16 protein-coding genes, 1 tRNA gene and 1 pseudogene are annotated in these 18660 nt (G+C 69.2%); 10 read left to right on the top strand and 8 right to left on the bottom strand.

The features are described 5' to 3' along the window. Positions 1-124 precede the first annotated feature (124 nt). Positions 125-2257 carry an ATP-dependent DNA helicase UvrD2 gene (locus AWC30_RS17260; protein WP_085111472.1) on the top strand — a complete coding sequence of 711 codons (2133 nt, stop codon included), beginning with the start codon at positions 125-127 and terminating at the stop codon, positions 2255-2257. A 13-nt stretch (positions 2258-2270) separates the two neighbouring features. Here the strand turns inward: AWC30_RS17260 and AWC30_RS17255 are convergent, their stop codons facing one another. Then, positions 2271-2897: a maleylpyruvate isomerase family mycothiol-dependent enzyme gene (locus AWC30_RS17255; RefSeq protein ID WP_085111470.1), complete on the bottom strand. Its 627-nt coding sequence runs from the start codon at positions 2895-2897 to the stop codon at positions 2271-2273. A 293-nt stretch (positions 2898-3190) separates the two neighbouring features. Here AWC30_RS17255 and AWC30_RS17250 point away from each other — a divergent pair, with 293 nt between their 5' ends. After that, positions 3191-3439, top strand: coding sequence for a WhiB family transcriptional regulator (locus AWC30_RS17250; RefSeq protein WP_085111469.1), 249 nt, complete (start codon positions 3191-3193; stop codon positions 3437-3439). 4 nt (positions 3440-3443) lie between these two features. Here AWC30_RS17250 and AWC30_RS17245 read toward each other — a convergent pair whose 3' ends face one another. From AWC30_RS17245 to AWC30_RS17235, 3 genes are read right to left on the bottom strand one after another with little or no spacing between them, the layout of a single operon-like run. Continuing rightward, positions 3444-4814, bottom strand: coding sequence for a macrolide-binding ATPase MABP-1 (locus AWC30_RS17245; RefSeq protein ID WP_207568470.1), 1371 nt, complete (start codon positions 4812-4814; stop codon positions 3444-3446). A 36-nt stretch (positions 4815-4850) separates the two neighbouring features. After that, positions 4851-5693, bottom strand: coding sequence for a TOMM precursor leader peptide-binding protein (locus AWC30_RS17240; protein ID WP_085111467.1), 843 nt, complete (start codon positions 5691-5693; stop codon positions 4851-4853). Positions 5694-5730: 37 nt separating this feature from the next. Continuing rightward, positions 5731-7095 (bottom strand): zinc-dependent metalloprotease, encoded by a 1365-nt coding sequence (locus tag AWC30_RS17235; RefSeq protein WP_085111466.1) that lies wholly within the window; start codon positions 7093-7095, stop codon positions 5731-5733. 94 nt (positions 7096-7189) lie between these two features. Here AWC30_RS17235 and AWC30_RS17230 point away from each other — a divergent pair, with 94 nt between their 5' ends. The 3 genes from AWC30_RS17230 (at position 7190) to AWC30_RS17220 (ending at position 11384) form a co-directional block, all read left to right on the top strand. After that, entirely contained in the window at positions 7190-8209 is a 1020-nt protein-coding gene (locus tag AWC30_RS17230) for a YlbL family protein (protein WP_085111465.1), read from the top strand. Between the two features lie 73 nt (positions 8210-8282). Beyond that, entirely contained in the window at positions 8283-11249 is a 2967-nt protein-coding gene (locus AWC30_RS17225) for a UPF0182 family protein (protein WP_085111464.1), read from the top strand. A gap of 61 nt (positions 11250-11310) precedes the next feature. Continuing rightward, a tRNA-Met gene (locus tag AWC30_RS17220) sits at positions 11311-11384 on the top strand. A gap of 132 nt (positions 11385-11516) precedes the next feature. On the opposite strand, the gene AWC30_RS17215 is transcribed toward AWC30_RS17220, so the two are convergent. Further along, entirely contained in the window at positions 11517-11927 is a 411-nt protein-coding gene (locus AWC30_RS17215) for a PucR family transcriptional regulator (protein WP_234808147.1), read from the bottom strand. Positions 11928-12140: 213 nt separating this feature from the next. Between AWC30_RS17215 and AWC30_RS17655 the strand changes: the two genes are divergently transcribed. The 3 genes from AWC30_RS17655 (at position 12141) to AWC30_RS17200 (ending at position 14841) form a co-directional block, all read left to right on the top strand. Beyond that, complete coding sequence (locus AWC30_RS17655) at positions 12141-12494, top strand: hypothetical protein (RefSeq protein ID WP_133053718.1); 354 nt, start codon at positions 12141-12143, stop codon at positions 12492-12494. Between the two features lie 327 nt (positions 12495-12821). Further along, positions 12822-13712, top strand: coding sequence for a 3-hydroxyacyl-CoA dehydrogenase (locus tag AWC30_RS17205; RefSeq protein ID WP_085111461.1), 891 nt, complete (start codon positions 12822-12824; stop codon positions 13710-13712). A gap of 169 nt (positions 13713-13881) precedes the next feature. After that, complete coding sequence (locus tag AWC30_RS17200; RefSeq protein WP_085111460.1) at positions 13882-14841, top strand: alpha/beta fold hydrolase; 960 nt, start codon at positions 13882-13884, stop codon at positions 14839-14841. Positions 14842-14854: 13 nt separating this feature from the next. Here AWC30_RS17200 and AWC30_RS17195 read toward each other — a convergent pair whose 3' ends face one another. Next, positions 14855-15970, bottom strand: coding sequence for an Rv3169 family protein (locus AWC30_RS17195; RefSeq protein ID WP_085111459.1), 1116 nt, complete (start codon positions 15968-15970; stop codon positions 14855-14857). Then, positions 15970-17109, bottom strand: coding sequence for a phosphotransferase family protein (locus AWC30_RS17190; RefSeq protein ID WP_085111471.1), 1140 nt, complete (start codon positions 17107-17109; stop codon positions 15970-15972). The genes AWC30_RS17195 and AWC30_RS17190 overlap by 1 nt, the downstream gene beginning before the upstream one ends. A 44-nt stretch (positions 17110-17153) precedes the next feature. Between AWC30_RS17190 and AWC30_RS17185 the strand changes: the two genes are divergently transcribed. Further along, a complete protein-coding gene (locus AWC30_RS17185; RefSeq protein ID WP_085111458.1) occupies positions 17154-17756 on the top strand; it encodes a TetR/AcrR family transcriptional regulator in 603 nt (200 codons plus the stop codon). A gap of 4 nt (positions 17757-17760) precedes the next feature. After that, positions 17761-18441 (top strand): PIG-L deacetylase family protein, encoded by a 681-nt coding sequence (locus AWC30_RS17180; RefSeq protein ID WP_085111457.1) that lies wholly within the window; start codon positions 17761-17763, stop codon positions 18439-18441. A gap of 9 nt (positions 18442-18450) precedes the next feature. On the opposite strand, the pseudogene AWC30_RS17885 reads toward AWC30_RS17180, so the two are convergent. Beyond that, positions 18451-18660: pseudogene (locus tag AWC30_RS17885) on the bottom strand (HNH nuclease); the annotation flags it as partial.

The following is an 18660-nucleotide window of genomic DNA, read 5'->3' as shown; positions in this document are numbered from 1 at the left end:
CAAAGCCTGGGCACACCGCCAAACCACCCCCGACACCCGGGCCGCTTGACAACTTACGACCCTGGGATGTCTAGCCGGTGCCCCGGTTATGCCCACCGGCGCCGTGTCGCCGGCCGATGCCAAGATGGAGCCCATGCCGACCCAACCCCCGCCCGGCGGCGAACCGCTGCTGGTCGGTCTCGACGAGCAGCAGCGCGAGGCGGTGCTCGCCCCACGCGGGCCGGTCTGCGTACTGGCCGGGGCGGGCACCGGCAAGACCCGCACCATCACCCACCGGATCGCCCACCTGGTCGCGGGCGGGCACGTGGCGGCCGGGCAGGTGCTGGCGGTGACGTTCACCTCCCGCGCCGCCGGCGAGATGCGCGGGCGGTTGCGTGCGCTGGACGCCGCCGCCGGCCTCGGCGCCCCGGTCGGCGCCGTGCAGGCACTGACCTTTCACGCCGCCGCCCGCCGCCAGTTGCGGTACTTCTGGCCGCGGGTGGTCGGCGACACCGGTTGGCAGCTGCTGGACCGCAAGTTCAGCGTCGTGGCGCAGGCCGCCAACCGGGCCGGGCTGCACCCCAGCACCGACGACGTGCGCGACCTGGCCGGGGAGATCGAATGGGCCAAGGCCTCCCTGATCAGCCCCGAGCAGTACCCGGGCGCGGTCGGCGAAGCCCGCCGCGACACCCCGATGGAGCCCGCCCGGGTGGCCGCGGTCTACACCGGCTACGAGGCGCTGAAGGCCCGCGGTGAGATGGTGCTGCTCGACTTCGACGACCTGCTGCTGCACACCGCCGCGGCGATCGAGAACGACGTTGCGGTCGCCCAGGAGTTCCGGGACCGCTACCGCTGCTTCGTCGTCGACGAGTACCAGGACGTCACCCCGCTGCAGCAGCGGGTGCTGTCGGCGTGGCTGGGGGAGCGCGACGACCTCACCGTCGTCGGCGACGCCAACCAGACCATCTACTCGTTCACCGGCGCCTCCCCGCGTTACCTGCTGGACTTCTCCCGCCGCTTCCCCGACGCCGCCGTGGTCCGCCTCGAGCGGGATTACCGGTCCACCCCGCAGGTGGTGTCGCTGGCCAACCGGGTGATCGCCGCCGCCCGCGGCCGCGTCGCCGGCAGCCGGCTGCAGCTGGTCGGCCAGCGCGACCCCGGACCCGAGCCCAGCTTCCACCAGCACCCCGACGAGGTCGCCGAGGCCACCGCCGTCGCCGCCGCCATCGGCCGGCTCATCGACACCGGCACCCCGGCCGCCGAGATCGCGGTGCTCTACCGCATCAACGCCCAATCGGAGGCCTACGAGGAGGCGCTGACCGAGGCCGGCATCACCTACCAGGTGCGCGGCGGGGAAGGGTTCTTCACCCGCCAGGAGGTGCGGCAGGCACTGGTGGCGCTGCAGCGGGTCGCCGAACGCGGCGCCGACGCCGCCGACGCCGGCGGGCTGCCGCAGCTGGTGCGCGCGGTGCTGGAACCGCTCGGGCTGACCGCCGCCGCGCCGGCCGGGGCCCGGGCCCGGGAACGGTGGGAGGCGCTGGCCGCGCTGGCTGAACTGGTCGACGAGGAGGTGGCGACCCGCCCGGAGTTGGACCTGGCCGGGCTGCTCAGTGAGCTGAGGATGCGCGCCGATTCCCGCCACCCACCGGTGGTGCAGGGGGTGACCTTGGCCTCGTTGCACGCCGCCAAGGGTCTGGAGTGGGACGCGGTGTTCCTGGTCGGCCTGGCCGACGGGGTGGTGCCGATCTCCCATGCGCTGGCCCACGGCCCGGACAGCGAAGCGGTCGAGGAGGAGCGGCGGCTGCTCTACGTCGGGGTCACCCGCGCCCGGGTGCACCTGGCGCTGAGCTGGGCGCTGGCCCGCAGCCCGGGCGGTCGGGCCGGCCGCCGGCCGTCCCGGTTCCTCACCGGCATCGCGCCGCAGGCCACCGGCGAGTCGGCACCGGCCCGCGGCCGCCGCTCCCGCGGCAAGGTCACCACCTGCCGGGTCTGCAACGCGGCGCTGACCACCCCGACCGCGGTGATGCTGCGGCGCTGCGAGACCTGCGCCGTCGACATCGACGAGGGCCTGCTCGCCGAGCTCAAGGAGTGGCGGCTGCGCACCGCCCAGGAACAGAAGGTGCCCGCCTACGTGGTGTTCACCGACAACACCCTGATCGCGATCGCCGAGGCGCTGCCCACCGACGACGCCGCGCTGGTCGCGATCCCGGGCATCGGGGCCCGCAAGCTCGAGCAGTACGGCCCCGACGTGCTGGAGTTGGTCCGCGACCGCGGGTAAGGCGGCGCCGGCGTCAGCCGCCGATCCGCTCGCGCAGGATCGGCTGACCCGGACCCTCGAGCTCCTCGACGACGCCTCGACGCCCGGCGATACACAGCAGCACAGCTTCGCCGGGGCCCCACACTTCCGGTCCCCGGCCGGCAGTCCAGTCTAAATCGGTTGCGGTCAAACGTAATCCACGGATCCGCCACCCCGCACCGAGCGGCGGCGCGATGCGGGCGAAGTTCAGCGCGGGAACCAGCCGCTCGGCCGGGATATCGCGGAGGATGCCCAACGGGCGGCGGATGTCCTGCTGGTGGATCATGCCGTCGGTGAGAGCGATCCGGCCGCCGAAGGCGGTGGTGAACCCGCGCGGGCGGATACTGCGGTCGAGCAGGTCGAGCAGTTGCTGCCGACCGTGCCCGGCGTAGTCGTCCAGCCCGATCGTGTTGGCACGGCGGAGCCGTAGCCCGCCCCGGATGTACCGGCCCGCGAATCCGGCCGGGCTCAGCTCCTCGTAACTCAGCATGTGGGCGACGACGTCACGGACGGTCCAGCCGGCACACAGCGACGGTGTCTGCCACTGCTGCGGGGTCAGCGACCGCAGTAGCACCGCAAGCTCAGCCCGTTCGGCAGCGGCCAGCCCGGTGACATCAAACATAATGTGCTCCGATCAACCGTCCGGCCAAGAAACAGTGCTGCTCCCGCAGTCGACGGTAACCGGTCGCCCGGCCCGGAAAACCAGTTGTGCGCCCAGTTCGCGACCGGATACCCTCTCAAACCATGACCACCCGAAGCACGGTCGCGGTAGCCGCCGCACCCGCCGCAGCGCATGCCGCTGCCGGCGTGTCCGTGCATCGTGGTTTCGGTTAACTCGTCAACCGACCGACCCGATGGCCACGGACCCGCTGAGGACCCGTGGCCATTTTTGTTTTCCGAGCTAGGAGCATTCCGATGACGAATCGGCTGGCGCTGCCGTGCCACTCCGGTGACCCCGACCTGTGGTTCGCCGAGGATCCGGCCGACCTGGAACGCGCCAAGGAACTCTGCACCGCCTGCCCGCTGCGCCGCGCCTGCCTGGCCGCGGCGCTGGAGCGCGGTGAGCCGTGGGGCGTCTGGGGCGGGGAGATCCTGCTGCGCGGCCGGATCGTGGCGCGCAAACGGCCGCGGGGCCGGCCCCGCAAGGAGCCGGTCGCGGCGTGAACGGCTAGGCCGACGGACCGACCTTCTCGACACCTTTTTCGAGGTCCGGATCGGCGAAGCCGGGGACCAGTTCTTCGGAGAGCCGCTTGGTCGGGACGTGCGCGTCGAGCTGACACATGATCGCCGTCGTCGACCCCAGCACCCGCATCGGCATCGCCAGCCTCGGCGGCAGGTCGAGCTGACGCGCCATCTTGAGCTGCTCGACGGGGCGCTCCAACTGCTTGCCGGCCATCCGCATCAGCCACTTGCGGGTGTAGTGGAAGACCTCGACCTCGACTGGTTCGACGTACTGGCGCAGCATCTCGTCGATCTCGCGCACCGAGACCTCCTGGCCCTTCTGGATGAAGCCGCCCCGGCGCATCACGGCGATGACGTTGTCGTAGTCGTCGTCGCGGGCGTAGCGCACGGCCGCACCCAGCTCCGGCGGGAACCCGCCGGGCATCGGGGCCACCGCGCCGAAGTCGATCACGCCCATCCGGCCGTCGGGCAGCAGCATGAAGTTGCCCGGGTGGGCGTCGCCGTGGATCAGCTCCAGCCGGCGCGCCGCGTCCCAGGTGAACTCGGCCAGCCGGGTACCCATCAGGTCACGCTGTTCGACGGTGCCGGTGCGGATGATCTCGGCCATGCCGATGCCGTCGATCCACTCCTGGATGACGACCTTGGGTGCGGAGGCCACCACGTTCGGGATGAGGAAGTGCGGGTGGCCGGCATAGGCCTTGGCGAAGATCCGCTGGTTGTCGGCTTCGAGCCGGTAGTCCAGCTCCATCTCGGTGCGTTCGATGAGCTCGTCGACCACACCCTGGACGTCGACGCCGGGGGCCAGCTGCTTGAACACGCCGGTCAACCGCCGGATGGTCTTCAGGTCGGCGCGCAACGCCTCATCCGCGCCGGGGTACTGGATCTTGACCGCCACCGGGCGGCCGTCGCTCCACACCGCCTTGTGCACCTGCCCGATGCTGGCTGAGGCGATGGGGGTGTCGTCGAACGAGCTGAACCGCTCGCGCCATTTGGTGCCGAGCTGGGCGTCGAGCACCCGATGCACCTTGTCGGCGGCCAGCGGTGGGGCGTCCTTCTGCAGTTTGGTCAGCGCCTCGCGGTAGGGCTCGCCGAACTGTTCGGGGATCGCGGCCTCCATCACCGACAGTGCCTGCCCGACCTTCATGGCGCCGCCCTTGAGCTCACCGAGCACGGTGAACAGCTGGTCGGCCGCCTTCTCCATCAGCTCGGCGGTGACCTCGTCCTTGGACTTCCCGGCCATCCGCTTACCCAGCCCGAGGGCCGCCCGACCCGCCATCCCCATCGGCAGACTGGCCAGCTTGGCGTTGCGCGCGGCGCGGCCGCGTTTGATCTCCGTCACGCCCCCATCATCCCCTATCGGCGGACCGGGCGTGCGCGGATGGTCGCGCACCGATCAACAATGGCAGCGCGGGTGGCGCGGCCAGCACCGCGCACTCACCGACGCGGTGCCCACGTCGAACTCCAGCGTGGCGTTGAGGGTGGCGGGCGGTTCCGCCGCCGACGCGGTGCCGCGCACCGCCGCGATCACCCGATCCACCTGGTGCAGCGCGAGCGCGGCGGTGGCCAACACCGTGGCCCGGTCGGCGTTGCCGACGGTGCCGCGCAGCTGCGCCGCCAGCACCGGCCAGGCCGTGTCGCGGTCGCTGCGATGCAAGTCAGCGCAGGTCAAACAGCTGGTGACGCCGGGGACCACCAGCGGGCCGATCAACCCGCCGCCGTCGCGGACCCGCACCGCCAGATGCGGCACCCGCCCGGTGTGCAGATCACGCAGTAGCCGTGGCTCGACGACCAGGGTGTCGGCCAGCACTACCAGGTCGGTGCCGGCGGCCACCCGGGCGTGCGGTTGGAAGCTGCGGCTGATCCGGGCCCCCGAACAGCGCAGCGACGAGGCCAGCAGGTCGGACAGCGGCCCGCGGCCGTGCACCCGGATCCCCGGTGACCGGGTCCGCGTCGGATGCACCGGCCCGCACCGCAGCACCCCGGCGCTCACCAGCGCGGCGAGCAGTTCGGTCAGGGCGTCGGTATCGGTCCACCCGCGGGCCGCCGCGCGGCGGCGCAGTTCGGGCAGCACGGTCCGGGATTGCATGGCCCGCAGCAGGTCGGCCAGCCCGGCCGCGGTGAGCCCGGCCGGCGGGCGTACCCGCACCGCGCGGCGCGGATCCCACCCCACCTGGACGGTGTCGTCGGGACGCACCAGCACCGGCATCGCCGGATCCAGCGTGTAGCACCGGCTCATGGCGCGAAGACTGCCACACCCGGCCCCGGGCGGTTGCTCAGCTATCCACAGCCGGACCGTCGGCGGGGTCGTCGCCGTCCTTCTCGAACTCGGCCAGCGCCGCATCGATGGCGCTGTCGATTCCACTGGTGTCCCCGCCGAGCACCGAATCGATGAACGCGGCCGGCTCGTCGAGGTCGCGTGCGCCGGGCAGCAGGTCGGGGTGCGCCCAGACCGCGTCCCGGTCGTCGACGCCGACCGCCTCGGTCAGCCGTTCCCACAGCGCAGCAGCCTCCCGCAGCTTGCGGGGCCGCAGTTCCAGCCCGACCAGGGTGGCGAACGTCTGCTCGGCCGGACCGCCGGTGGCCCGGCGGCGGCGCAGGGTCTCGGCCAGCGCCGCGGTCGACGGGATCCGCTCCCCGAGCGCGGCGCTCACCACGGTCTGCACCCAGCCCTCGATCAGCGCCAGCAGGGTCTCGAGACGCTCCAACGCCTGGGTCTGCTCCGGGGTGGCCTTCGGCTCGAACATCCCCTCGCTGAGCATCCGCTCCATCGCCTGCGGGTCGGTCAGCATGCTCGGGTCCAGCCCCTGGGCCATCTCCTCGATGCCGGACATGTCGATCTTCATGCCGCGCGCGTAGGCCTCGACCGCGTTGAGCAGCTGGCTGGACAGCCACGGCACATGGCTGAACAACCGGTGGTGGGCGGCTTCCTGGGCGGCCAGGAAGGTCATGATCTCCCCGCGCGGCTGCTCGAGGCCGGCGGAGAACGTCTCGATCGCCTCGGGCATCAGCGCGGCGACCCCCTGCGGACCCAGCGGCAGCCCGATGTCGGTGGAGGTCAACACCTCCCGCGACAGCTGGCCCAGCGCCTGGCCGAGTTGGGAACCGAACGCCATCCCGCCCATCTGCGACATCATCGACAGCAGCGGGCCGGCCATCTGTTTGGCCTCCTCCGGCAGCGCCGAAGCCCACACCGTCGAGATCTGCTCGGCCATCGGGTCGCAGAGCCGCTTCCAGGTGGCCAGGGTGTTGTCGATCCAGTCGGTGGGGGACCAGGCCGCTGCAGTGCGGGTCCCCGCGGGCAGCGCGGTCGCCCCGTCCAGCCAGGTCTCGGCCAGATGGACCGCGTCACCGATCGCGGTGGCGGTAGCCTGCGGGATCGGTGCGACGAACCCGATCGAGCTGGCGGCCAGCTTGCGGGCCAGGTCGTAGTTGACCGGACCGGAGTCGCTGCCCGCCGTGGTGCCCGCACCACTGAACATCTGCCCCAGCCGGGTGAAGATCTGACCCAGGTCGGCGACGTTGAAATCACCGCCGAACCCGAACGGGTCGGAGGACCCGGGGCCGGGCTCCTCACCGCGGCGACGGTCACGGTCGGGGTCCTCGCCGGGGGAGGAGAAGCCGAAGGGCAGGTCAGCCATAACCCAACGGTACCGGCCGCCCGCGGTGCCCGCGCGCTCTGGATCACGCCCTGAGTGAACGCCGCGCTGACCGGTGCCGTTTAGGGTAAGCGGGATGAACAGGCGGATTCTGACGCTGATGGTGGCGTTGGTGCCGGTGGTCGCCTTCGGTGTGCTGCTGGCCGCGGTCACCGTCCCGTACGTGTCGATGGGGCCGGGGCCCACCTACGACACGCTGGGGCATTACGACGGCAAGCAGGTCGTGGAGATCGTCGGAACCGAGACCCAGTCGACCACCGGGCACCTGAACATGACCACGGTTGCCCAGCGCGACGGCCTGACCCTGGGGCAGGCGCTGGCGCTGTGGTTCTCCGGGCGTCAGCAACTGGTGCCGCGCGACGTCGTCTACCCGCCCGGCAAGACCCGCGAGGAGATCGACGAGAACAACACCGCCGACTTCAAGAAGTCCGAGGACAGTGCCGAGTTCGCCGCGCTGAGCTACCTGAAGTACCCGACCGCGGTGACCGTCGCCGCGGTCAACGACCCCGGTCCCGCCCACGGCCAGCTGCGCGCCGACGACGCGATCGACGCGGTCAACGGCCGAATGGTGGCCTCGGTGGAGGAGTTCACCGCCGAACTGCGCAAGACCAAACCCGGCCAGGAGTTGGTCATCGACTACCGGCGTAAGCGGGAGCCGGCGGGGGTCGCGCGGATCACCTTGGGCGACAACCCCGACCGTGACTACGGCTTTCTGGGGATTGCGGTGTTCGACGCGCCGTGGGCGCCGTTCACCGTTGACTTCCACCTGGCCAACATCGGCGGGCCGTCGGCGGGGCTGATGTTCAGCCTGGCGGTCGTCGACAAGCTCACCGACGGTCGGCTGGCCGGACCGAAGTTCATCGCCGGCACCGGCACCATCGACGCCGACGGTGACGTCGGGCCGATCGGCGGCATCACCCACAAGATGACCGCGGCCAGCGAGGCCGGTGCGGACTACTTCCTGGTTCCGGTGGACAACTGCTACGAGGCCCGCTCGGAGACCAAGGGCCTGACGCTGATCAAGATCGAGAACCTCGCTCAAGCCGTCGACGCGCTGAACACGCTGCGTTCGGGCGGTGAACCACCGCACTGCTAGCAGCCGGTGGAGTCCCGGCGGCGATGCGTACAGTTGTGAAGCGTCGGGGTAAACGAGCAGGGAGCGAAGTCACGTGGGTATGCGGCCGGCGGCGAGGATGCCGAAGCTGAACCGACGGAGCCGGGCACTGATCGCGTTGGGGCTGGTTGCGCTCGCCCTGCTGCTGATCGGCCCGCGGGTCATCGACGGCTACGTCGACTGGCTGTGGTTCGGCGAGATCGGGTACCGCTCGGTGTTCACCACGGTGCTGGTGACCCGGCTGGTGGTGTTCCTGATCGTGGCGCTGGCGGTCGGCGGACTGATCTACGGCGGGCTGGTGCTGGCCTACCGCAGTCGCCCGGTCTTCGTTCCCAGTAACGGACCCGACGACCCGGTGGAGCGCTACCGGACTGTCGTGCTCGCCCGACCGCACCTGATCGGTCTCGGGGTGCCACTGCTGGTCGGCCTGTTGGCCGGCGCGGTCGCACAGAGCTATTGGGCGACGATCCAACTGTTCCTGCACGGCGGCCAGTTCGGGATCACCGACCCGCAGTTCGGCAAGGACATGGGCTTCTACGCCTTCGACCTGCCGTTCTACCGGCTTATCTTGAGTTATCTGCTGGTCGCGGTCTTCCTGACCTTCCTGGCGAACCTGGCCGCGCACTATGTGTTCGGCGGTATCCGGTTGAGCGGTCGTGCGGGGGCGTTGACCCGACCGGCGCGAATCCAACTGGTCAGCCTGGTCGGGGTGCTGGTGCTGCTGAAGGTGGCCGCGTACTGGTTGGACCGCTATGAACTGCTGTCCAACACCCGGACCGGCAAGCCGTTCACCGGAGCCGGCTACACCGACATCAACGCCGTCCTGCCGGCCAAGCTGATCCTGCTGGCGATCGCGTTGATCTGCGCCGTCGCGGTGTTCTCGGCGATCGTGTTGCGTGACTTGCGGATCCCGGCGATCGGGTTGGCGTTGCTGCTGCTGTCCTCGCTGATCGTCGGGGCGGTCTGGCCGATGCTGATGGAGCAGATCAGCGTCAAACCCAACGCGGCGCAGAAGGAGAGCGAGTACATCTCGCGCAGCATCACCGCGACCCGCAACGCCTACGGGTTGACCAGCGACGTGGTGAACTATGTGCCCTACCCCGGCAACGCGCCGGCCACCGCCAAGCAGGTGGCCGCCGACACGGCCACCACCTCCAACATCCGCCTGCTCGACCCCACCATCGTCTCGCCGGCTTTCACCCAGTTCCAGCAGGGGAAGAACTTCTACTACTTCTCCGACCAGTTGGCGATCGACCGCTACCGCGACGAGGACGGGCACCTGCGCGACTACGTTGTCGCCGCCCGCGAACTCAACCCGGACCGGCTCACCGACAACCAGCGAGACTGGATCAACCGGCACAGCGTCTACACCCACGGCAACGGCTTCATCGCCTCGCCGGCCAACACGGTACGCGGTATCGCCAACGACCCCAACCAGAACGGCGGTTACCCGGAGTTCCTGGTCAACGCGGTCGGGGCCAACGGCAGCGTCGTCTCCGACGGGCCCGCGCCGCTGGACCAGCCGCGCATCTACTACGGGCCGGTCATCGCCAACACCCCGGCCGACTACGCGATCGTCGGCAGTAACGGGGCCGACCGGGAATACGACTACGAGACCAACACCGAGACCAAGAACTACACCTACACCGGCCGCGGTGGGGTGCCGATCGGTAACTGGTTGGCGCGCAGCGTGTTCGCGGCCAAGTTCGCCGAACGCAACTTCCTGTTCTCCTCGGTGATCGGGTCGGACAGCAAGCTGCTGTTCAACCGCGACCCGGCCAAGCGGGTGAAGGCGGTCGCGCCGTGGCTGACCACCGACACCACCGTCTACCCGGCGATCGTCGACAAGCGGATGGTCTGGATCGTCGACGGCTACACGACCTTGGACAACTACCCCTACTCGCAGTCGACGTCGCTGTCGTCGGCGACCGCGGACTCCAACGAGGTGGCCTTCAATCGGCTCACCCCGGACAAGCAGGTCTCCTACATCCGGAACTCGGTGAAGGCCACCGTCGACGCTTACGACGGCACCGTCACCCTCTATCAGCAGGACGAGAACGACCCGGTGCTCAACGCCTGGATGCAGGTCTTCCCGGGCACCGTGGAACCCAAGAGCGAGATCAGCCCGGAACTCGCCGAGCACCTGCGCTATCCGGAGGACCTGTTCAAGGTGCAGCGGATGCTGCTGGCGAAGTACCACGTCAACGACCCGGTGACGTTCTTCTCCACCTCGGACTTCTGGGATGTGCCGCTGGACCCGAACCCGACGGCGAGCAGCTTCCAGCCGCCGTACTACATCGTGGCCAAGGATCTGGCCAAGGGTGACGGGTCGGCGTCCTTCCAGCTGACCAGCGCGATGAACCGGTTCAAGCGTGACTATCTGGCCGCCTACGTGTCGGCCAGCTCCGACCCGGAGACCTACGGCCAGCTGACGGTGCTGACCATTCCCGGCCAGGTCAACGGGCCCAAGCTGGCCAACAACGCGATCACCACCGACACGGCGGTCTCCCAGGACCTCGGTGTGATCGGGCGGGACAACCAGAACCGGATCCGCTGGGGCAACCTGCTGACGCTGCCGTTGGGCGACGGCGGATTGCTGTATGTGGAGCCGGTGTACGCCTCGCCGGGATCCAGTGACGCCGCGTCGTCGTACCCGCGGTTGATTCGGGTGGCGATGATGTACAACGACAAGATCGGCTACGGCCCGACGGTGCGCGACGCGCTCACCGAGCTGTTCGGCAAGGGTGCGGACGCGACCGCGACCGGAATCGCCCCCACCGACACCGGAACTCCGGACAGCCCGCCGGATCGCGTTCCCGCCGAGCAGACCCCGCGCCCGCCGGCCGCGGCGACCCCGGACACCACGACCGGGCTGTCCTCGGAGAAGGCCGAGGCGCTGCGGGAGATCGACGCCGCGATCGACGCGGTGCGCGAAGCGCAGAAGAAGGGCGATTTCGCCGGCTACGGCGAGGCGCTGGAGCACCTCGACGAGGCGATGAGCAAGTTCGACGACGCGAAATAGCCGCTGGTCGCCACCCGATTTGGTGGCACCGGCAGGTGTTGGGTAGCCTAGGGATGCCCAACGCGGGGTGGAGCAGCTCGGTAGCTCGCTGGGCTCATAACCCAGAGGTCGTAGGTTCGAATCCTGCCCCCGCTACTAGTGAGAATGCCCCTCAGGCGCACGCCTGGGGGGCATTTTCCATGGCGTTGGGAAACATGGTTGGGAAGCGTCGAGCGGTGGCCGCTGGAATTCAGGCGAAGCCCCCGACTCGGCCGGAAATCGCGGGCCTCAACTGGCGGTACGCTTCGCGATCTCGAAGGCGAGACACAGCTCGGCGAGTTCGCGTGGGGCAGTCAGGGAACGGCCGGTGTGCTCCTCGATGCGACGCAGCCTGTTTCGAACGGTGTTGGGGTGACAGAACAGAGCGGCCGCAGCTTCCGAAATTGAGCCGTTGTGGTCGAGCCAGACCGCGAAGGTCTCGCTCAGGATGAGGCGCTCGTCGCTGGGCAGTGCATTGAATGGTCCGAGGGTGATCTCGGACAGTTTCCGGGTCACCTCCGGTGCGCTGACCGCGGCGATGCCGAGCATGGAATCGTCGAACACGCGGACGTTGCTATCGCGTTGTTCCGGCGCTTCCAGGGCCACCCGGGCATAGCGCAAAGAGGTTGTCGGCGCTTTCCTCGTCGTGATCGGCGTCATGCAGACTGTGAAAGCCCTCCGGTTTCGCAGCGGCGCCAACGCGATCGCCCGCGACCTGGGCATCGAACCCGCACGTCGATAATCGGCGACTGACTGCCGATGCCGCAGAGCAGGTCAGGGACTGCCTCGGGCACTGGTCCGCCGCAGCGATGGCAGCACCGCACACCCAATACTCCACGTGAGATCCCAACCAAGAAGAAGGAGTTGACAAATATGGCACTGTCAGACCAGCTCGCCAAGCTGAGTGTGCAAGCCAAGAGGCTGGAGGACTCGGCAGCTGCCGCCTCGTCCAAGAACAAAGAATGGCTTGCTGAGCGGGAGAGTGCAGTACGGGCGGACTTGGACGCGACCAAGGCGGCAACCAGGGCTGCGGTCCAGGAGACCAAGGACAGCGTCACCGCCGGCTGGCACGACCTACAGCAGTCGGTGTCCAACAATATGGCGTCGCTCAAGACCAAGGCGGACAAGCGGCGTGCCGAGCACAAAGCCAAGCGGGCCGACCGGGCCGCTGACAACGCCGAGATCGACGCCGAGGATGCGATCGCTTTCGCGATCTATTCTCGGTAGGAGGCCGAATACTACGTGCTGGCCGCAGCACAGGCGCGGCTCGACGCGGACTACGCCGAGCTCGACGCCGCGGCCAAGTCGGTCGAATAGTTCGTTCGGGTGGTTCCGGAGCTCGCCGACGCATGTCAGCAGGCGTCCAGAACCGCCTAGGACCACTGGCCGCGGGCGTCTTACGGTGACGGGGGCGCCCGCGGTGGGTGGGTCTGCGAAGCAGGATCCGGTCCGCGGGGTTCGACGTGGCGCCGGTATTGGGCGACTCCGACGCCCGGTGCGCAGCAGCGAAAACGCCCGGTACCCGCTGGGTATGGTGTGCTCCGAGCGGTCGCGATGAGAGCGGACCGAAGATGCGGGAAAGAGGAACCTTCCGTGGAGATTCGTACCGTAGCGGTGATCGGGTCCGGCGTGCTGGGCGCCCAGATCGCGTTCCAGTCGGCGTTCAAAGGCTGCACCGTGATCGCCTATGACATCAATGATCAGGCGCTGGCCGCCGCGCGCGAGCGATTCGACGGGCTGGTGCAGACCTATCGCAACGAGGTCCCGGACGCCAAAGACGGTGCGGCGCAAGCGACTCTTGCCCGCCTGACCCTCACCAGCGATCTCGCGCGGGCCGTCGCCGATGCCGATCTGGTCATCGAGGCCGTTCCGGAGACCGTTGCGCTCAAACGGGAGACCTACGAGAGGCTCAACGAACTGGCGCCATCGAGGGCGATCTTCGCCACCAATTCATCAACACTGCTGCCCAGCGATCTCAAGGACTTCACCGGTCGCCCGGACCGCTTCCTGGCGCTGCATTTCGCCAACCGGGTGTGGCGGTTCAATACCGCCGAGGTGATGGGCACCGAGGACACCGACCCCGCGGTCTACCGTCAGGTCGTCGAGTTCGCCCGGGCTATCGGGATGGTGCCGATCGAACTGCACAAGGAGAAAGCGGGTTACGTGCTCAACTCGCTGCTGGTTCCGTTCCTCAACGCTGCGCTGGAGTTGGCGGCCGGCGGCTACGCCGACCCGGCTGATGTCGACACCACCTGGCGGATCGCCACCGGCGCCCCGCTCGGACCGTTTCAGATCTACGACATCATTGGCATGAATACGCCGTACAACATCATGGTCAACGGCAGCCCCGAGGACCAGAAACTCGCCGCCTGGCTCAAAGAGAACTACATCGATCAGGGCAAGCTCGGTGTGGCCTCCGGTGAGGGCTTCTACAAGTACTCGTGAGCCGGAGCGGAGCCCGGGGCTGCGCGACTCGTCCATTTGAGGACTCAACCCCCGGGCAGGCCAGCGCCGGATCGCGATAGTCCGACAGGCCCGCCGCCTCCCCGCAAACCGCCCGAGGCTCCGCTAGACTCGCCCACGCGGCAACGTCGCCGCGGCGAAGGGAGCTGTCATGGCCCGAGCATCAAGCGTGCCCACCCGATCCCCGATTGCCGCGATGCCGCCCGGCCGGCCGGTCATCGTCCGCGCCGCCGACGGCACCCGGTTGCACACCGAGGTTTTCGGCCCGCCGCACGGCTATCCGATCGTGCTGTCGCACGGCTTCGTCTGCGCCATCCGGTTCTGGGCCAACCAGATCGCCGATCTTTCCAAGGACTTCCGGGTCATCGCCTTCGACCACCGCGGCCACGGTCGCAGCGGTGTGCCCCGCCGTGGTGCCTATTCGCTGAACCATTTGGCCGCCGACCTCGACGCGGTGCTCGAGGCCACCCTGGGGCCGGGGGAGCGGGCCGTGATCGCCGGGCACTCGATGGGCGGCATCACCGTTGACGCCTGGTCGGCCCGCTACCGCGCCCGGGTGTCGCGGTACGCCGACGGGATCGCGCTGGTCAACACCACCACCGGCGACCTGCTGGACAAGATCGACCTGCTGCCGTTCCCGCGCCGGCTGGTGCCCACCCGGCGGCTGGCCGCCACCAACCTGATCCGCCTCATCGGCGGACTGCCGGTGCCCCCGCCGCTACGAATGCCGATCCGGCCGGTGGTGGCGATGATGGCGGCCGGCGCCGCCGCCGATCCGGCGGTCGCCGACTACATCTACGAGATGTTCGAGCACACGCCGGCGGCCGGGCGCGGCGGTTGCGCGCGTTCCCTCATCCGGGAATTGGGCCACACCTACATGAACCTCTCGGGTTTGACAGTGCCGACCCTGGTGATCGGCAGCCAGCGCGACCGGCTCACCCCGATCAGCCAGTCCCGCCGCATCGCTGAGGATGTGCCGAACCTGTTCAAGCTCGTCGAACTGCCCGGCGGGCACTGCTCACCGCTGGAGCAGCCGACGGCGGTCAACACCGAACTGCGTGCCCTGATCGCTGCGGTTTCGGGCGTCGATCGCCGGGAGGTCAGCTCCTAACCGGCGCAACCGGTCAGGGCGCCACCGACAGCCAGTCGGCGAACCCGGAGGGGTCGTGGCGGCCCAGTGCGCCGTGCTCATAGAGGCCCCAGCCTTCCACGGCGGGCCCGTCGCCGTCGCGGCAGACCGCCCGACCGACATGGTCGATCACCCCGAAGCCGGAGCGCGCCACGATGGCCGGGTCGGTCATGTCGTAGGTGAGTCGCTCGGTGAAGTTCTCGCCCTTCCACATCCCGTGCAGCCAATCCGGGTCGCCGCCGTATCCGCCGCCGACGTGAATCGGCACCGGCAGTTTGGATTCCACCTCGATGCGCACCGGGGTGCCGTCGGGCCGGGTGGCCTCGATCGTGGCACCGGTGGGAATCCGGGTGCCCGAGCGGTAGGTGGTGGTGACCCTCGGCCAGCCCAGCTGCTCGACCCGGCCGTCGCGCCACACCCGGGTCGCGTCGTTGAGGGTGCGGAAACCGTTGGGCTCCTCCTGGATGATCAGCACGATCGCGAAATCCTCGAAAGCCACGGGCAGATACAGCCACCACATGCCCTCGAACGGCGGGTCGGCCGGGCGCCCGGCCGGCTCCGGCTCGCCCACCGGACGGATGCCCCAGGACCGGTCCCGCGATCCGATCCAGGTCTGCGGATCGACTGTGATCTCCTCACCGTCGACCATGATCCGCCCGCTCCAGGACCCCAATTGGGCGAACCGTTGCGCATCCAAGGTCACTCGGGTACCCGACCGCAGCACGTGCGGCTGTTCCTGGACGACGTCGAACAGGCCCCGCCAGGTGAGGTCGGCCGCGATGCCCTCGGTCTCCTCGAGGACCACCCGCAGCGTGCGCAGCGGCTCGACGATCTCGAGCCGGTAGTTGCCGACATGCGGGTTGAGCCGGTCCTGGTCGATCCCGTCTGACAGGTGCACGGCGGTCTGAGTGTCGCCGCGGCGCACCAGGAAAAACGCGTCCTTGACGCCCAGGTTGGGGTAGTAGCCCATTCCGGTGATGACGAAGATGTCCCCGGTGCGGTCGTGGGCGTTGAGATAGGACCGGTCGTAAAAGTTGCGGTCGGAGGAGCCCGGCCAGGCGATCGGTTGGGGCAGTTGGTGAACGGGGTATTCGTCGGTCGGTCCGATCATCAGTTCTGTTCTCCCATCAGACGTTTCAGCAGGGCGCCGTGGTAGAAGAGCGACTCCGGGTCCGCCGGGGCCTCGATCTCGCCGAAGTGCACCCGCCGGGCGCCGGTGCGCAGGAACACCACCGCCCACATCAGCCCGGCGTAGACGTAGAACCAGTTCAGATCGCCGAGGGTGACACCGCTGAGCTGCTCATAGGTGCGCCGCACGTCGCTCTCGGTGAGGACGTCGGGCAGCCCGGGCAGGTTCGCCAGGCCGGCGAGTTCCTGAAAGACCGAGTGGGCGAAGATCAGCCACGCCACATCGAGCTCGCGGGGACCCAGCGTCATCATCTCCCAGTCCAGCACCGCCACCGGGACGAAGTCGCGGTAGACCACATTGCCGATCCGGGCGTCGCCCCAGCACAACACCGGCGCGGCGGCGTCCTCCTCGGCCGGCCAGTGCCGCTCCAGCCAGTCGAAGCAGCGATCCAGCAACGGGACCCGACCGGAATCGGCCGCGGCAAAGGCGTACCAATCGCGCACCCAGTTGAAGTGGCGGCGCAGAGCGGTCTCCCCGACGCGCCCCTCGTCGACGAAGGCGAAGGTCTCCTGTGGGTGGGGGAACGCGTGCAGGTCGGCCAGCGCCGCGACGGTGGTGTCCTGCAGTCGGCGCTGCTGGTCGGCGCTGCCATCGGCGAACCAGTTGCCGCCGAAGGTATAGGGCATCACGTCCGGTGGAACCTCGCCGTCGACGCGATCCATCAAGAAGAACGGCTCGCCGAGCACGGCGCCGGTGTTCTCCAGCCAACGCACCCGCGGGACCGGTACGTCGGTGAGTTCGCCGACTTGGCGCATCACCTCGAACTGGTGGTCCAGCCGGTAGGTGGGGAAGACCGGGACGTCGGCGGCGTTGGGGGCGACCCGCCCGACCCAGCGCTGCTCGACGGCAGCGCCGTCCTGAACCCAACGTGCGGAGAGCATCAGGGTCTCCGACGACATCCCGTTGGTGTCGACACCGCTTTCCACCGTCACCTCCGGGGCGACCCCGCCGGGGAGCACGGTGGCAAGCCAATCGGCGAGCTGAGCCGGTACGGTCGAGGTGTCCCGACTGGATCGTTGCACCCGTTCGACACTGGTTGTCACGGTCGGTTCGTTGACCACGGCGGCCACCTCCGGGAGGCAATTACGATACTAGGAGTAGCGTTATGAAACCAGACTCGGGGCCGGATGGCAAGACCCCGAGCGCGGGGCGCCCGCGCGACCCCCGCATCGACGCTGCGATCCTGCAGGCCACCACCGAACTGCTGAGCGAGGTCGGTTACGCCAACCTGACCCTGGCCGGCGTCGCCGAGCGGGCCGGAACCACGAAAAGCGCCCTATACCGGCGGTGGTCGAGCAAGGCAGAACTCGTGCACGAGGCCGCCTTTCCGGCGGTGGCGACAGTGCTGGACGCCTCGACCGGCGACATCACCGCCGACGTGCGCGCGATGATCGTGGCGGCGCGCGATGTGTTCGCCAACCCCGTGGTGCGCGCCGCCTTGCCGGGGGTGACCGCCGACATGTCGGTCGACCCGGAGTTGCACTCGCGGGTGTTGTCCCGCTTCGCCGGCTCCTTCGACGTGGTGCGCGACTGGCTGCGCGCGGCGGTGGAGCGGGGCTCGGTGCGCCCCGACGTCGACGCAGACCGGCTGGTGGAGGTCATCGGCGGCGCCACCCTGCTGCGGGTGCTGGTCCGTCCCGACGAAGACCTCGACGACGCCTGGGTGGACCAGACCACCGCGATCGTCGTCCACGGTGTGATCACATAGAGCGGTGAGCGCGATCCAACCCTTTCCGACCGACTGGCAGAGCGCCCTGGTGCTGGTGCCGCACCCCGACGATCCCGAGTACGGACTGTCCGCCGCGGTGGCGAAGTGGACGGCCGCGGGCCGTACGGTCCGCTACGAGCTGGCCTGCCGCGGGGAAGCGGGTATCGAAGGCATGGCGCCGGAACAGGCCGGACCGATCCGGGCGGAGGAGCAACGCCGGTCGGCGGCGATCGTCGGCGTCGATCATGTCGAGTTCTGGGACTTCCCGGACAGCAAGATCCGCAACACCGCCGCCCTGCGCGACCGGATCGCCGCGCGGATCAGCGCGCTGTGCCCCGATGTGGTGTTCTCCATTTACGGTGGCGGCGAATGGGGTCCGGGGATGCCCAACCAGCGCGACCACATGGAATTCGCGGCCGCGGTCACCGAGGCCTTCGACCAACTCACCGACCCGCCCCGCTGGCTGTTCCAGTTCGGTCCCGAGCCGACCCACATCGAAACGGTCGACGACTACCTCGAGGCGGCCGTGGACGCCCTTGCCGCACATAAGAAATACCTATCGGTGCTCGACCCCGATACCCCGGTGCGCGAGCAGGCGGCCGCGGTGATCGAGATGACTGTCGGCACCGCCCCGCAGACCGGCGCCCGGGTGGTCGGGTTCATCCGTCTGCGTGGCCCGGCCTGAGACGCGACCTCAATCCTGCTCCGGTGGGTCGGTGTCGCCGCGCAGTAGTTCGTCGGGGTGGTGGGCGTGGTTGGTTCGGGGTGGGGTGGTGCCGTTGGTCCAGCCGAGGCGGCCGTTTTCGGTGACGATGGTGTGTTGTGAACCGCGGGTGATGGCGCCGTGGTGGGGGCCGCAGGCGAAGTGGAGTTTGTCGGCGTTGGTGTGGCCGCCGTTGGTCCA

The organism is Mycolicibacillus trivialis (assembly GCF_002102395.1).
Taxonomy (GTDB): domain Bacteria; phylum Actinomycetota; class Actinomycetes; order Mycobacteriales; family Mycobacteriaceae; genus Mycobacterium; species Mycobacterium triviale.
This window is presented reverse-complemented; position numbering and strand designations above follow the sequence as displayed.

What these genes read in the sequence shown, in the direction of transcription:
- AWC30_RS17260 (WP_085111472.1), top strand. Translation starts at nt 125, where the DNA reads ATGGAGCCCATGCCGACCCAACCCCCGCCCGGCGGCGAACCGCTGCTG.
- AWC30_RS17255 (WP_085111470.1), bottom strand. Translation starts at nt 2,897, where the DNA reads ATGTTTGATGTCACCGGGCTGGCCGCTGCCGAACGGGCTGAGCTTGCG.
- AWC30_RS17250 (WP_085111469.1), top strand. Translation starts at nt 3,191, where the DNA reads ATGACGAATCGGCTGGCGCTGCCGTGCCACTCCGGTGACCCCGACCTG.
- AWC30_RS17240 (WP_085111467.1), bottom strand. Translation starts at nt 5,693, where the DNA reads ATGAGCCGGTGCTACACGCTGGATCCGGCGATGCCGGTGCTGGTGCGT.
- AWC30_RS17235 (WP_085111466.1), bottom strand. Translation starts at nt 7,095, where the DNA reads ATGGCTGACCTGCCCTTCGGCTTCTCCTCCCCCGGCGAGGACCCCGAC.
- AWC30_RS17230 (WP_085111465.1), top strand. Translation starts at nt 7,190, where the DNA reads ATGAACAGGCGGATTCTGACGCTGATGGTGGCGTTGGTGCCGGTGGTC.
- AWC30_RS17215 (WP_234808147.1), bottom strand. Translation starts at nt 11,927, where the DNA reads ATGACGCCGATCACGACGAGGAAAGCGCCGACAACCTCTTTGCGCTAT.
- AWC30_RS17655 (WP_133053718.1), top strand. Translation starts at nt 12,141, where the DNA reads ATGGCACTGTCAGACCAGCTCGCCAAGCTGAGTGTGCAAGCCAAGAGG.
- AWC30_RS17205 (WP_085111461.1), top strand. Translation starts at nt 12,822, where the DNA reads ATGAGAGCGGACCGAAGATGCGGGAAAGAGGAACCTTCCGTGGAGATT.
- AWC30_RS17200 (WP_085111460.1), top strand. Translation starts at nt 13,882, where the DNA reads ATGGCCCGAGCATCAAGCGTGCCCACCCGATCCCCGATTGCCGCGATG.
- AWC30_RS17195 (WP_085111459.1), bottom strand. Translation starts at nt 15,970, where the DNA reads ATGATCGGACCGACCGACGAATACCCCGTTCACCAACTGCCCCAACCG.
- AWC30_RS17185 (WP_085111458.1), top strand. Translation starts at nt 17,154, where the DNA reads ATGAAACCAGACTCGGGGCCGGATGGCAAGACCCCGAGCGCGGGGCGC.